General features: G+C 71.4%; 16 protein-coding genes. 3 read left to right on the forward strand and 13 right to left on the reverse strand.

The genetic code is table 11. The features are described from left to right. Positions 1–10 precede the first annotated feature (10 nt). Positions 11–997, reverse strand: coding sequence for an NAD(P)-dependent alcohol dehydrogenase (locus tag ACZ6YG_RS42330; RefSeq protein WP_148036406.1), 987 nt, complete (start codon positions 995–997; stop codon positions 11–13). 160 nt (positions 998–1157) lie between these two features. On the opposite strand from ACZ6YG_RS42330, the gene ACZ6YG_RS42335 reads away from it, so the two are divergent. Beyond that, positions 1158–1808, forward strand: a complete 651-nt coding sequence (locus ACZ6YG_RS42335) for a DUF2306 domain-containing protein (RefSeq protein WP_466021070.1) — start codon at positions 1158–1160, stop codon at positions 1806–1808. Here ACZ6YG_RS42335 and ACZ6YG_RS42340 read toward each other — a convergent pair. From ACZ6YG_RS42340 to ACZ6YG_RS42350, 3 genes are read right to left on the reverse strand one after another with little or no spacing between them, the layout of a single operon-like run. After that, positions 1798–2454, reverse strand: a complete 657-nt coding sequence (locus ACZ6YG_RS42340) for a response regulator (RefSeq protein ID WP_148036408.1) — start codon at positions 2452–2454, stop codon at positions 1798–1800. The genes ACZ6YG_RS42335 and ACZ6YG_RS42340 overlap by 11 nt on opposite strands. Further along, positions 2451–3569: a sensor histidine kinase gene (locus ACZ6YG_RS42345; protein WP_466021071.1), complete on the reverse strand. Its 1119-nt coding sequence runs from the start codon at positions 3567–3569 to the stop codon at positions 2451–2453. Before ACZ6YG_RS42345 ends, ACZ6YG_RS42340 begins: the two co-directional genes overlap by 4 nt. Continuing rightward, a complete protein-coding gene (locus tag ACZ6YG_RS42350; protein WP_466021072.1) occupies positions 3566–4318 on the reverse strand; it encodes a MerR family transcriptional regulator in 753 nt (250 codons plus the stop codon). Before ACZ6YG_RS42350 ends, ACZ6YG_RS42345 begins: the two co-directional genes overlap by 4 nt. A gap of 61 nt (positions 4319–4379) precedes the next feature. Here ACZ6YG_RS42350 and ACZ6YG_RS42355 point away from each other — a divergent pair, with 61 nt between their 5' ends. Continuing rightward, complete coding sequence (locus tag ACZ6YG_RS42355) at positions 4380–5000, forward strand: hypothetical protein (protein WP_148036411.1); 621 nt, start codon at positions 4380–4382, stop codon at positions 4998–5000. A gap of 6 nt (positions 5001–5006) precedes the next feature. Here the strand turns inward: ACZ6YG_RS42355 and ACZ6YG_RS42360 are convergent, their stop codons facing one another. The 3 genes from ACZ6YG_RS42360 to ACZ6YG_RS42370 all read right to left on the reverse strand — a co-directional run bounded on the left by ACZ6YG_RS42360 (position 5007) and on the right by ACZ6YG_RS42370 (position 6880). Further along, positions 5007–5909, reverse strand: a complete 903-nt coding sequence (locus ACZ6YG_RS42360; protein ID WP_466021073.1) for a hypothetical protein — start codon at positions 5907–5909, stop codon at positions 5007–5009. A 78-nt stretch (positions 5910–5987) separates the two neighbouring features. Further along, a complete protein-coding gene (locus ACZ6YG_RS42365) occupies positions 5988–6473 on the reverse strand; it encodes a nitroreductase/quinone reductase family protein (RefSeq protein ID WP_261809040.1) in 486 nt (161 codons plus the stop codon). Next, the gene (locus tag ACZ6YG_RS42370) at positions 6470–6880 is read right to left on the reverse strand and encodes a hypothetical protein (RefSeq protein WP_187281596.1); all 411 of its coding nucleotides are present in this window, start codon (positions 6878–6880) and stop codon (positions 6470–6472) included. The genes ACZ6YG_RS42365 and ACZ6YG_RS42370 overlap by 4 nt, the downstream gene beginning before the upstream one ends. A gap of 124 nt (positions 6881–7004) precedes the next feature. On the opposite strand from ACZ6YG_RS42370, the gene ACZ6YG_RS42375 reads away from it, so the two are divergent. Then, positions 7005–7646 (forward strand): TetR/AcrR family transcriptional regulator, encoded by a 642-nt coding sequence (locus ACZ6YG_RS42375; protein ID WP_148036413.1) that lies wholly within the window; start codon positions 7005–7007, stop codon positions 7644–7646. On the opposite strand, the gene ACZ6YG_RS42380 is transcribed toward ACZ6YG_RS42375, so the two are convergent. From ACZ6YG_RS42380 to ACZ6YG_RS42405, 6 genes are read right to left on the reverse strand one after another with little or no spacing between them, the layout of a single operon-like run. Beyond that, entirely contained in the window at positions 7618–8415 is a 798-nt protein-coding gene (locus ACZ6YG_RS42380; protein ID WP_466021074.1) for an ABC transporter permease, read from the reverse strand. The genes ACZ6YG_RS42375 and ACZ6YG_RS42380 overlap by 29 nt on opposite strands. Then, positions 8408–9163, reverse strand: a complete 756-nt coding sequence (locus tag ACZ6YG_RS42385) for an ABC transporter permease (protein ID WP_466021075.1) — start codon at positions 9161–9163, stop codon at positions 8408–8410. Before ACZ6YG_RS42385 ends, ACZ6YG_RS42380 begins: the two co-directional genes overlap by 8 nt. Further along, positions 9160–10098 (reverse strand): ABC transporter ATP-binding protein, encoded by a 939-nt coding sequence (locus tag ACZ6YG_RS42390; RefSeq protein ID WP_466021076.1) that lies wholly within the window; start codon positions 10096–10098, stop codon positions 9160–9162. The genes ACZ6YG_RS42385 and ACZ6YG_RS42390 overlap by 4 nt, the downstream gene beginning before the upstream one ends. A 42-nt stretch (positions 10099–10140) precedes the next feature. Next, complete coding sequence (locus ACZ6YG_RS42395; protein WP_466021077.1) at positions 10141–10608, reverse strand: hypothetical protein; 468 nt, start codon at positions 10606–10608, stop codon at positions 10141–10143. Then, positions 10605–11822: a cytochrome P450 gene (locus tag ACZ6YG_RS42400; protein WP_397196682.1), complete on the reverse strand. Its 1218-nt coding sequence runs from the start codon at positions 11820–11822 to the stop codon at positions 10605–10607. The genes ACZ6YG_RS42395 and ACZ6YG_RS42400 overlap by 4 nt, the downstream gene beginning before the upstream one ends. Next, a complete protein-coding gene (locus tag ACZ6YG_RS42405) occupies positions 11819–12364 on the reverse strand; it encodes a GTP-binding protein (protein ID WP_397196711.1) in 546 nt (181 codons plus the stop codon). Before ACZ6YG_RS42405 ends, ACZ6YG_RS42400 begins: the two co-directional genes overlap by 4 nt. Positions 12365–12401 lie beyond the last annotated feature (37 nt).

The raw sequence follows: 12401 nt of genomic DNA on the forward strand, positions 1-12401 counted from the left end.
AGCCGAGTGATCAGATCTTGACGACCACTTTTCCGGACGCGTGTCCCATCTCCTGATAGCGGACGGCTGCCGGGATCTCCTCGAAGGGGTAGGTACGGTCGATCACCGGGGTGACCTTGCCGGCCTCGATGAGCTCGGTCAGCGCCAGCAGGTTCCGCTTGTTCTCGGTGCAGCCCACCACGTCGGCCGTGGTCATCGTCTGCGACACGAACAGCGACAACAGGGGCGCCGCGACCACGTGGGGCATGGGACGCAGCCACCTGCCGCCCTTGCCGCCGACGACCACGTAGGTGCCCTTGCGGGTCATCACGCGCCTGCAGGCCAGGGCCGAGTGACTGCCGGCGCAGTCCAGGACGACGTCGTAGCGCCGGCCCCGCCGGGTGAAGTCCTCCTTGGCGTAGTTGACCACGTCGTCCGCGCCGATCGAGCGGACCAGGTCGACGTTGCGCGGGCCGCAGACGCCGGTGACCTGCGCGCCGAACGCCTTGGCGATCTGTACGCCGAACGTGCCCACGCCTCCTGAGGCGCCGATCACGAGCACGCTCTGGCCCGGCTGGACCGGGGCCCGGTCGCGCAGGGCGATCAGGGCGGTGTTGGCCGCCAGGGGCACCGCCGCGGCCTGCTCGAACGTCAGGTTCTCCGGCTTGGGGGCCAGCTCGTCCGCCCGTACGAGGGCGTACTGGCCGAAGCCGCCCTGCTTGGACATCGCGTACACCTCGTCCCCCGGGCGGAACTCGGTCACGCCCTCGCCGACCGCTTCCACCTGGCCTGCCACGTCGGCGCCGAGGATGGAGATCTTCGGCCGGCGAACCCCCAGGGGGCCGCCCATCAGGCGTGAGACGCGGGGCTCGCCTCTCATGAGGTGCCAGTCGTACGGCTGGACGGAGGTGGCGCGCACCCGGACGAGCACGTCGCCGCGGCCCGGCACGGGCCGGTCGAGGGTGGTGAGTTCGAGCGCGTCGGGTGAGCCGTACGAGCGCAGGACGAACGCCTTCATCGTTTTCTCCTCGGGAGATCCGGAATCGTGCAATCAGCGTAAAAATCCTGCTCAAGGGGGTCATCAGCCGAAAGTACGCCTGATTGACGGACGATCGGCCAGCTCAACACCGGCCCTTCTGCTGATGAGCCACCACCCGCTCCACCGTCACGATCGGGGCATGACAGACAAGATTGCGACGCGGCGGGGCCGGGCAGGGTGGACCGTGGCCGCGCTGATCGGGCTCGGCCTCATCCCGGTGATCGCCGGCGGCATCCGCATGGCCGAGCTGACCGGCGGCGCGGCGGTCACGCCGGACAACGCGCGGTTCCTGGCCTCGCCCGTCCCGATCGTGCTGCACATCGTCGGGGTGACCGTCTACACCGTGCTCGGGGCGTTCCAGTTCGTCCCCCGGTTACGTCGCAGGAAGGTCGGCTGGCATCGCAGAGCCGGGCGGCTGCTGGCCCCGTGCGGGCTCGTCGCGACGGTCAGCGGGATGTGGATGGCCGTGTTCTACGCCCTGCCCGAGCATGACGGGCCGCTCCTGGCCGTCTTCCGGCTGGTGTTCGGCACGGCCATGGCCGCCTCGATCGTGCTCGGCCTGGCCGCGATCCGGCGGCGCGACTTCACCGCGCACCGCGCCTGGATGATCCGCGGTTACGCGATCGGCCTGGGCGCGGGCACGCAGGCGTTCGTGCTGGCGCCCTACTACGGGATCGCCGGCCCGCCCGAGCAGCTCGCCAGGGCGCTGCTCCTGGGCGCCGGTTGGCTGATCAACCTGATCGTGGCCGAGGTGATCATCCAGAGGTGGCCGGTCAGGTTCAGCTCCTGACCCGGTTCGTCTCGTACGCCCACATCGCGATCTCCACGCGGTTCCGCGCGCCGAGCTTGGCCATCAGGCTCGCGATGTGGGACTTGACGGTGCTGAGCGAGATGTGGAACTCGTCGGCGATCTCCCCGTTGGTGCGCCCGCGCGCCACCGTCAGCAGGATCTCCTCCTCCCGGCCGGTGAGCGCCTCCACGGGACGGGCCGGCGGCTCGGCGGGGCCGGTGCGGGCGAAGGTGTCGAGCAGCCGAGCGGTGATGCTCGGCGCGATCAGCGCGTCGCCGCCCGCCGCGGCGTGCACCGCCTGGGAGAGCAGCTGGGCACCGGCGTTCTTCAGCAGGAAGCCCCGGGCGCCGGCCCGCAGCGCGGCGTAGACGTACTCGTCGAGGTCGAACGTGGTGATGACGACGACCGCGAGGGGGTCGGCGACGTCCGGCCCGGCGAGGGCGCGGGTGGCGGCGATCCCGTCGAGGCCGGGCATGCGGATGTCGAACAGGCACACGTCGGGGCGCAGCCGCCGGGCCAGCTCGACGGCCCGCCGCCCGTCGGCGGCCTCGCCGACGACCTCGATGCCGGGCTGGGCGTCGAGGATCATCACCAGACCGGTACGCACGATCTCCTGGTCGTCGGCGACCAGCACCCTGACGCTCACGTCGCCGCCCCCGTCCGGGGCAGCACGGCCGTGACGGTCCAGCCCCTGCCGGGATTGGGACCGGCCACGCACGTGCCGCCCAGCAGGCCGGCGCGTTCGATCATGCCGACGAGCCCGTAGCCGGGCGACGCGTTCAGCCGCGCGAGCCCGTCGTCGCTCACCCGCAGGTGCACCGACTTGTCGTCGGCGTCGACGCGGACCTCGATGCGGGTGGCGTGGCGGGCGTGCCGCCGGGCGTTGGTGACCGACTCCTGGGCGAGCCGGTAGACGGCGGCGCCGACCGAGGGGGAGAGCCCGTCGAGGTCGCCGGAGACCTCAACGTCCACGGCCGGGCCGGACGGGCTCCCGGCAGCCAGTTGCTGGAGGTCGGCGATGCCCCGGCCGGGCTGCTCGTCATGGCGCAGGACGTGGACCATGGCCCGCATCTCGTCCAGGGCCCGCGCCGCCTCGGCCTCGATCACCCGCAGCGCGTCGGTCGCGGCCTCCGGTCGTGACGCCGCGGTGGCGAGGCCCGCCTGCGCCCGGATCGCCATGGCCGAGATGTGATGGGCGACGGTGTCGTGCAGGTCGCGCGCGAGCCGTTCGCGTTCGAGCAGCTTGACCTGGTCGAGCTCGCGCGCCCGCGCCCCCGCCCGGAACCGGAAGGCCGCGCCCAGCGCGAGGGCCGCGAACATGACGGCGAGCCCGCCGACCGCGTCGGCGGACGCGATGCGGCCGGCGGCCATCGAGTGGAAGAGCGAGCCGAGCATGATCGGCAGCCCGGTCACGACCTCGCGCCCGGACCCCCACCGGGTCAGCGAGTAGACCAGGATCAGCAGGTAGGCCAGCGTGTTCGTCTCCGCGGACTCGCCGGACGTGACCAGCGTGGCCAGGTTCGTGACGCCGAAGGCGATCACGAGCATGAGCAGCGGACGGGTGCGGCGCCACACCAGCGTGGGGATCAGCCCGAGGGTGATGAGCACCGCGACGGTCCGCCACGGGAGGTCCGTCCGCAGGGCCCCTTCGAGCACCGCGACCGGCACGAGCACCGCCACGAGCACCCAGTCGCGCCACACCCGCGCGGGCGGGCCGGGGGGCCGCGGCTCATTCCACACGGAGCGGATGAGACCGATCACGTGCTCATCGTACGAGAGCGCCCCGCCGATCGGTCAGGACGATTCTCCGGATGTACGGGCACCTCGAGAACCGTGGCGTGCCGGCCGTCGGCGTCCACGAGGTGTTCTTCCAGGGTGGGGCCGTCGACGGCCAGATGGTGGCGGCGCAGCCAGCCGAACAGTTCGTGACCGGCCGGGACGACCCCCGCCGAGGGCGGCACGACGGCTCGCACGACGGTGCGGGCGGGCAGGGTGAGCTGCTCGCCGGCGCGGCCGGTGGTCACGGCGCAGGTGAAGCCGTCGGCCGGTGGCCCGTCCAGCCAGGTCAGCAGGGCGGCCGGTGGCGCCGGGCAGAGGGCGGCCAGCTCCGACGGGTGGCGCACCCGCGTGCGGTGGACGCGCAGGCGGCGCGGGCCCACGGCGGCCTGCTGGGGCAGGATCGACATCGGGGCGTCGAGGTGGTCCTGGGCGCGTGCCGCGGTCGCGGCCAGCGTGGCGATCTCGCGCCGGATGCCCGTCATGGTCGCGGCCAGCGCCTGGCGGAGCTGGGCCTCGGGCGCGTCCAGCAGGTCGGCGATCAGGCGCAGCGGCAGGCCGAGGCGCTGCAGGCCGCGGATGCGTTCGAGCCGGGACAACTCGGTGACGCCGTACCAGCGGTAGCCGGTGACGCCGTCGATCGCTGCGGGGGCGAGCAGGCCGATGTCGTCGTAGTGGCGCAGCGTGCGTTCGGACACGCCGGTCATGCGTGCCAGTTGCCCGATCCGCCACATGCCGCCCCCTCTGTGTGGACGTGTTGACCTTGCCGCCGCGGCAGGGTTCTACCTTCCCGCCATGACTGATCAGAAGAGCCGGTCGCTCACCGGCGTGCTCCTGCTCGCCTCGCTGGTAGCCATGGTCGCCGCCGCGGCCATCGTGGTGCCATCGGGGTTGACCCTGAATCCCGCTGATCCCGCCGCCGCGCTCGCCGCGGTGCGCGAGCGGACCGGCCTGCATCTGACCGAGCTCGCCCTGGACGTGCTGGGCTGGCTGGGCCTGACCGCCGCCGGGCTGGCCATGGCCGTCCGCCGGGCGGTCATGGCCGGTGGTCTGCTCGCCGCCGCCGGGCTGGCGGGGCTTCTGCACGATGCCGGCAACCTGGCGGTGACGCAGCTGGCCGCCGACCCCGCCGCCGTGACGGTGGCCTCGGCGGTCCTGCTCACCGCCAAGTGGATGGTCAACCTGGCCGGGCTGCTGTGGGTGGCCGCCACCGTCGCGGCCGCTGCCGGCGTCCCCGGTCGTCTCCGTACCGCCGGCCTGGTCGCGGCGCTGTCCGGGCTGGTCGCGGTGGCGCTCCCGTGGACGACCGGGACGGACGGGCCGACGGCGGCGATGGAACAGCTCGGGTACGCGCTGCATCTGCCGATCATGGTCTGGTACGGCATTCTGGGCCGGCGGTTCCTGCGGAGTTCGTGAGCGCCGTCAGCCCAGGTTCTGCTTCCGGCAGTCGAAGGTCTCGGGGCGGTCCGGGTCGAGGGCGATCTGCCGGATCATGGTGGCCTCCATCGAGATGCGGAACGTCTCCTGGTTCCGGCAGTCGTAGAAGGTGTAGACGCCGTTGCTCTCGCCCAGCAGCATCAGCTTGGCGCCGCCGCGCAGTTGCTTGCCGCTCGCGCGGTCGGCGGCCACCACCCACTGGTCCTGGACCCCGACGCCGGCCAGCCAGAGGCTCGGCTGGCCGGTGGTGGCGAGCCGGTGGGCGTCGCTCTCCATCTGGCCCATCAGGGCGAAGCCGAGGCCGATGCCGGTGAAGGCGCCCACCACGATCTTCATGCCCGCCCTGCCGACCTTGCGGGAGCGGAGCAGCCTGAACGGGACGAGGAAGGCCAGCACGCCGATGACCGCGGCGACGATCACGACGGTGGCCAGGGTAGCGCCCTCGTCCAGGTCCAGGTAGCCGAGGAAGCCCCAGTAGGTCGCGCCGCACCAGAGGGCGCCGAGCAGCGCGGCAACCCAGGGCCGGGCGCGGATGGCGCGGACGAGACGGGCGGCGTGGCCGAAGGTGACCTTGTCCAGCAGCCACCCGAGCGCGACGACCGGTCCGAGCAGGATCGCGCCGAGGAGGATGAGCAGGACCAGGGTGCCCACCAGGCGGGCGAAGATCGTCGCCTGGTCGATGCCCACCTGTTCCGGGCTGACGTTGAAGACGCCGTAGACCTCCTGGATGCCCAGGTAGAGCAGCGCGTACAGCCCGATGGCGATCGGCACCGCGACGGAGCCGGTCCGTTCGAGCATGCCGACGACGCCGGGGGTGGGTTCTTCGTTCTTGTCGGGTTCGGCGCTCTCCTGCGTGTCGGAGCGCCGGTCGACCTCTGTGACGGTCATGGGAACTTTCGTGTGGATCAACGCGGAATGGGGGCAAGAGCGTATCCGACTGGCCCCGCGCTGATCGGGCCGTTCCGTCTAGTCCTCTCGCGGGTGGATGCGGAACACGGGGTGCCGGGGCGCGATCCGGTGGAACTCCGGCAGCGGCGCCGTCGGCCTCAGCCCCACGTGCGGCCGTGCACCGGGTGCGATGGCGAGGTAGCGGCGGAGGATCTCGGCCCGATGCTCGGACGGGATCTCCTCCAGCAGGATCGGGGTGTCACGCCCCCGGCGGCGGAGCGTGGCCCTGCCACCCGCGGCCCGGACGTTGCGCACCCAGTTCGCGTCCGGCCCGAGCATCGAGACGAGGAACTCGGCGTCGCGGTGGCGGGCGACCGCGACGGGAACCGACGTGACCTTCCCGCTGCGGCGCCCTTCCACCTTCAGCACGGCGGTCCGGCGCGGTGACAGCCGCCGAGCCCCGTAAACCAGGACGTCGAGCCGGTTCATGAGCCGCATGAGCGCGTTCGGCCGCCCTCCGCGGTACATCGCGCGTTTCAGGGCCGCGAGCCCGCGTACGATCACTCAGTCCTCCTCCACAACGCGACCGCGGCCAGACCGGGAACGCACGGAAGGACCAGCAGCCAGCCCAGCAGCGGCGCCAGGCCGACGTCGCCCGAGGTGTCCCGGACGGTCAGCGCGGCGACCGCGACGCAGAGCCCGGACACGAGCAGCCCGACCGCCGCCGAGAAGGTCCAGCGCTTGCCGGCGCGGGCCGCCCAGATCGTGCCGGCCCAGCCGAGGAGTCCCAGCGCCCCGACCGCGGCCAGGATCACCAGGTAGGCGGTGACGGCGGCGTCGATCGCACCGGGCGCGTAGGCCGGGTAGCCCGCCCTGATGTGATCCGCCAGGACGGTCCGGTCGACGAACGGGAACAGGGCGGCGACCACGGTGAGCCCTGCCCCCGCGTACATCAGCGATCTCCGTTTCATGGCCTTCCGATCCGTTGAGAAAGTGACTGTCTCCAGCGAGTGACTCTAGACATCCGCTTTCAGACAGTCAATGTCCCAACGACAGCCGCATGCTTGAGAAAGTGACTTTCTGATACGGTGAGGCATGAGCGGACTTCGTGAGCGCTGGCGGCTCAAGGCCATGCGCGCCATCCAGGACCACGCCCTCGACCTGTTCGACGAGCGAGGGTTCGGCGCGGTCACCATCGAGGAGATCGCGGCGGCGGCGGAGGTCTCGCCGTCGTCGGTCTACCGCATCTTCGGCACCAAGGAAGGCATCGTGGTCGCCGACGAGTTCGACCACATGAGCCCGGAGACGCTCGAAAGCCTCCTCGACCCCGCCGACCCCGTCGGCAGCCTGGTCCGCGCCGTCCGCGCCTACGAATCCAGCCCCGGTCCGGGCGAAGGCCCGCAGACCGGGAGAGGCCCGTGGCGCAGGGTCCGCTACTTCTTCGCCGAGCCGTCGGTGCGCATGGCCGTCTGCGCCACGCTCGACCGCGCAGGCCGGCGGATCTCACCGCTGATCGCGGCCACCGGAGAGGTCAGCGAAACGCAGGCCCGCGTGATCGCGAACGCCCTCGCCTTCGGCTACTTCGCCGCACTGGAGCAGTGGTACCTCGACGGCGGCGACCGCCCCATCGCCGACTACGTCGAGGAGGGCATGCGCCCCCTGCGCGCCGTCTTGAGCACACCCGCCGGGCGCGACCATCCCGAACCGCTCAGTGGCCGACGCTCTGGCAGTGGGTGAGCTGGCGGCGCCAGATGAGGTAGGCAGGCCAGACCAGGAGCACGCCCAGCAGCGGGGCGGCCAGGGCCCAGGAGGTGTCGAGCTTGCCCAGCACGACGCTCGACGGGATGTAGGCCACGAAGGCGACCGGCAGCACGTAGGTGAGCAGCCACTCGGTCACGCCGCCGAAGATCTTCATCGGGTACGAGCCGAACTTGCTGAAGACGTCGTCCAGGAAGACCCGCAGGGCGAAGGTGTCGATCATGCGCAGCGACAGCGAGCAGAGCGCCAGGAAGAAGGCGGCCTCGATGAGCGCGCCGCCGACGATCGCCAGGGCGCAGAAGGCGACCAGGCTGAGGCTCCAGTCGACCTGGGCGTTCTGGGAGGCGACGGCGAGCAGCGCCACGCCCACCAGCAGGTCGCCGAACTGGGCCAGGCCCATCCGGTTGCCCATGAGCTGGACGAGCGGGTTCAGCGGGCGCAGCAGGAAGCGGTCGAACTCCCCGTTGCGCACCACCCAGTGGATGTCGTGCACGCTCATCATGGGGATCATCGCCAGGGCGTGGGCCGTCAGGCGCATGCCGTACAGGAAGGCGATCTCCGCCAGGCCCCAGCCCGCGAGCGAGGGGAAGGTGTGCATCACCACCCAGATGAAGGCGAACCCGGTGCCCTGCCAGATCGCGCCGCTGAGGACGCCGATCGCGGTGTTGAGGCGGTACTGCATGGCGCCGCGGGCGGAGGCGCGCTGGAGCAGGACGTACAGGCGCAGGGCGCGGACGACCTCAGCCACCCTGGATCACCACCCTCCGATGGGTGCGTGACCAGGTCAGCGCGAGCAGGGCCGACAGCCCGGCGACCCAGGCGAGCTCGACCAGCAGAGGTCCTGAGATGTCGGAGATGTGGCCGACGTAGATCGCCGCGGGAACGTACCCCATGTACTTGAACGGCAGCACCTCGGCCAGCGTGCCCAGGAAGCCGGGGAAGAAGGCGAGCGGCACCATCGTCCCCGCGAAGAACTGGCTGACCAGCTGGTAGAGCAGCGAGATCGCGCCGATCTCCAGCATCCAGAAGCCCAGCAGGCTGATCAGCAGGGCCAACTGCACGGCGATCACGTACCCGAGCACCAGCGTGACCACGTAACCGGGCCCGTTGACCGGCGCCGTGATCGAGCCGACCAGCAGCACCACCGGGACGACCGGGGCGAGCAGCAGCAGGCTGCCCGCGGTGTTGCCGGCCTGGAAGGCGGCCATCTGCCGCAGGTAACCGATCGGCCGGGCCAGGTCGAAGAAGACCGTCCCGGTACGGATGCGGTGGTGGATGACGCGGGAGACGAGGGTCTGGGTGGCGAAGGACTGGAGGTTGGCCAGGGTGAGGTAGGCGAGCAGGGCTTCGAGGGTGAGCCCTTCGGCCTCGGGCCGCGACCCGTACACCGCGGTCCAGATCATGCGCAGCAGGAACACCTGGGCGACCAGCGTCACGCAGGTCATGACGATGGAGCTGCGGTAGGCCAGGGCGAAGAGGAAGCCGACGCGGGTCACCGGGCGTAGATCCCTTTGATCACGCTCTCCAGGTCCGGTTCCACGATCGACAGGTCGCGGATCGTGTGCTCGGCGGAGATCGAGGCGATCATCGCGGGCAGGTCGCCGTGGATGTCGAAGACGTGGCGGCCCTCGTCGTCGCGCGACACCCCGCGCACCTCCTCGGGCGCGGACTCCAGCAGCACCACCAGCCGTCTGGGCTGGTCGACCAGCGCGTCGATCGCGCCGTCGAAGAGCACCTTGCCGTGGTCGATGAGGATGATCCGCTTGCACAGCGCTTCGACGTCGGCCAGGTCGTGCGTGGTCAGGATGACGGTGGTGCGCCCGGTCCGGTTGGTCTCCACGATGAACTCGCGCACCGCCTCCTTGGCCAGCACGTCGAGCCCGACGGTCGGCTCGTCCAGGTAGAGCAGCGGCGGCTCGTACAGCACGGCCGCGGCCAGGTCGCCGCGCATCCGCTGGCCCAGGCTGAGCTGGCGGACCGGGGTGTCGAGGAACTCGTCGAGCCCGAGCAGGTCACGCAGCTTCTTCAGCGAGGCGTCGAAGCGCGCCGCGGGGACGTCGTAGAGCGAGCCCACCAGGCGCAGGGACTCGATCAGGGGGAGGTCCCACCATAATTGGCTGCGCTGACCGAAGACCACGCCGACCCGGCGGGCGTTGGCCGACCGGTCGCGCCACGGCACCAGCCCGTTGACCCGCACGGTGCCGGCGGTGGGGGTGAGGATGCCGGTGAGGATCTTGATGGTGGTCGACTTGCCGGCGCCGTTGGGCCCGAGATAGCCGATGACCTCGCCCTCGTCGATGTCGAAGCCGACATCGTCGACGGCTGTCTTCTCCTCGTACTGGCGGGTCACGAGAGTGCGCAGCGCCCCGAAGGGCCCGGAGAAGGTACGCGGGCGGCGGAAGACCTTGGTTAACCCCTCGACCCGGATCATGACGGAATCTTTTCGGTACGGGTCGAGAGCTGCAAGTTGTTTTCAGGACTTCATCGGCGATGCGCCACCGGGGTGAAGGCGACGGGCAGCGACTCCAGGGCGCGGATCCACAGGGTGCGTCGCCACCGCAGTTCGCTGGGCGTACTGGGCGATCAGGTCGGCCCGGCCGTCGCCCGCGAACGCGTCGGCGGTCTGGTCGGCGACCTTCTCGCAGAGCAGGGTCAGCTCGATGCGGTCGATCTCGTCCAGCGCGTCGCCGACGGCGCCGCCGCGCCGCCGCCGCTCCTCGCCCTCGCTGCACACCAGCGACGGCTGGTAGAGCACGTACGGCAGCGACGGCCAGTCCGGCGGGACGTGTTCGCGCAGGTTCCAGCGCCTGGGGTCGCGGCCGAACCGCCCGCTCTGGCCGGTGACGTGGTGCAGCTCCCGGTAGCCGAGGACGAGCCAGGCGGGCAGATCGGCGTCGAGCAGCACCGGCACGACCGGGCCGTGCTCGCGGCGCCTGCTCACCTGCCCATGGTGGGGGTGAAGGCGACCGGGAGGGCCGACAGCATGCGGTTCCAGATGTTGCGGCGCCAGCGCAGCTCCTCAGGCGCGACCGCCAGGTGCACGTCCGGCAGGCGGTCCAGGAGGACCTCGATGGCCGTCTTGGAGATGATCTCCGCGAGTTCGGGGGCGGGGAAGGGGCAGCCGTACTCGCCGTGGCCGAACGCCATGTGCGCCCGGTTGGCCGCGGTGTGACCCTGCTGCACCTGGGGGTCGGCGTTCGCGCCGACCAGGCTGATCACGATCATGTCGCCGCGCCGGATGCGGTGGCCGGCCAGCTCGCAGTCCTGTGCGGCGTAGCGTGACGGCAGGTTCTGGGCCGGCGGGTCCTTCCACAGCACCTGGTTGAGCGCCTCGGCCACGCTGCTCCTGCCGCCCTGCAGGTCCATCTGGAAGTGGTCGTCCACGAGCATCAGGCGCAGCGTGTTGCCGATCCAGCCGGCGCAGTTGTCCTGCGAGGCGATCAGCAGCGACAGCATGTCGTAGACGACCTCGGGGTCGGTGAGCCGGGCGTCGTGCGTCACCAGCCGGGAGGCGAGGTCGTGGCCCGGCCGGGCGCGCTTGCCGGCGACCAGGCGGCCCATGAGTTCGCCGACCTGCATCTCCGCCTCGTCGCGGTTCGCCGGGTCGTTCATGGCCTGGAAGATGGCGCGCAGCAGGGTGCCGACGTCCGGCTCCGGCAGCCCGAACAGCCGGGCGATGACCTGGGCCGGCATCCGGTGGGCGTACTGGGGGACCAGGTCGGCCTGGCCGTCGCCGGAGAACAGGTCGATGGCGGCGTCGGCGACCTTCTCGCAGAGCTGGGTCAGCTCGATGCGGTCGATCTCGTCCAGCGCGTCGCCGATGGCGCCGCCGCGCCGCCGCCGCTCCTCGCCCTCGGTGAACACCACCGACGGCTGGTACGTGACGTGCGGCCGGGCCGGCCAGTCCGGCGGCACCAGGTCGTGCTGGTTCCAGCGGCGCGGGTCACGGGCGAACAGCTGCGGCTGGCTCGTCACGTGGTGCAGCTCGCGGTACCCGAGGACGAGCCAGGCGGGCAGGTCGGCGTCGAGCAGCACCGGCACGACCGGGCCGTGCTTGCGGCGCAGCTCCTCCAGGAATGCGGCCGGGTCGTCGAGGACCTCCGGCTCGTACAGCCGGACGGCGCCGGCGTGCTCGGGATGTCCGGGGTTCGTCACGGCTGCCCCGCAGGGGTCCGGTCGTACAGGCGGGTGAGATGCTCGACGAGCGTGATCAGCACGTGCTTGCACGACTGCCGCTCCCGCGCGTCGCAGTCGACCAGCGGGATGCCGGGCGACAGGTCCAGCGCCTCGCGCACGGCGTCCAGCGACGGCCCGCCCGCGAAGCGGTTGACCGCGACGACGAACGGCATGTCGTGGTGTTCCAGCCGGTCGATCGAGTAGAACGAGTCCTCCAGGCGGCGGGTGTCGACCAGCACGACCGCCCCCAGGCTGCCGGCGAACAACTGGTCCCAGACGAACCAGAACCGCTCCTGGCCGGGCGCCCCGAACAGGTAGAGCACGGTGCTGTCGCTGACCGTGATGCGCCCGAAGTCGAAGGCCACCGTGGTGGTGGTCTTGGTGCGGACCCGGCTCGCGTCGTCGATGCCCACGCTCGCCTCGGTCATCACCTCTTCGGTGCTCAGCGGGCGGATCTCGCTGACCGAGCCCACCATGGTGGTCTTGCCCACGCCGAACCCGCCCACGACCACGATCTTCATCGCGTCCGCGGCGGAGTCGCGCAGCGGCGTCCGCACG

The organism is Nonomuraea sp. NPDC054003, assembly GCF_055585125.1.

Excerpts from the sequence above, each read along its gene's own strand:
- ACZ6YG_RS42330 (WP_148036406.1), bottom strand. The coding sequence starts at position 997 with ATGAAGGCGTTCGTCCTGCGCTCGTACGGCTCACCCGACGCGCTCGAA.
- ACZ6YG_RS42335 (WP_466021070.1), top strand. The coding sequence starts at position 1,158 with ATGACAGACAAGATTGCGACGCGGCGGGGCCGGGCAGGGTGGACCGTG.
- ACZ6YG_RS42350 (WP_466021072.1), bottom strand. The coding sequence starts at position 4,318 with ATGTGGCGGATCGGGCAACTGGCACGCATGACCGGCGTGTCCGAACGC.
- ACZ6YG_RS42355 (WP_148036411.1), top strand. The coding sequence starts at position 4,380 with ATGACTGATCAGAAGAGCCGGTCGCTCACCGGCGTGCTCCTGCTCGCC.
- ACZ6YG_RS42360 (WP_466021073.1), bottom strand. The coding sequence starts at position 5,909 with ATGACCGTCACAGAGGTCGACCGGCGCTCCGACACGCAGGAGAGCGCC.
- ACZ6YG_RS42370 (WP_187281596.1), bottom strand. The coding sequence starts at position 6,880 with ATGAAACGGAGATCGCTGATGTACGCGGGGGCAGGGCTCACCGTGGTC.
- ACZ6YG_RS42375 (WP_148036413.1), top strand. The coding sequence starts at position 7,005 with ATGAGCGGACTTCGTGAGCGCTGGCGGCTCAAGGCCATGCGCGCCATC.
- ACZ6YG_RS42390 (WP_466021076.1), bottom strand. The coding sequence starts at position 10,098 with ATGATCCGGGTCGAGGGGTTAACCAAGGTCTTCCGCCGCCCGCGTACC.
- ACZ6YG_RS42405 (WP_397196711.1), bottom strand. The coding sequence starts at position 12,364 with ATGAAGATCGTGGTCGTGGGCGGGTTCGGCGTGGGCAAGACCACCATG.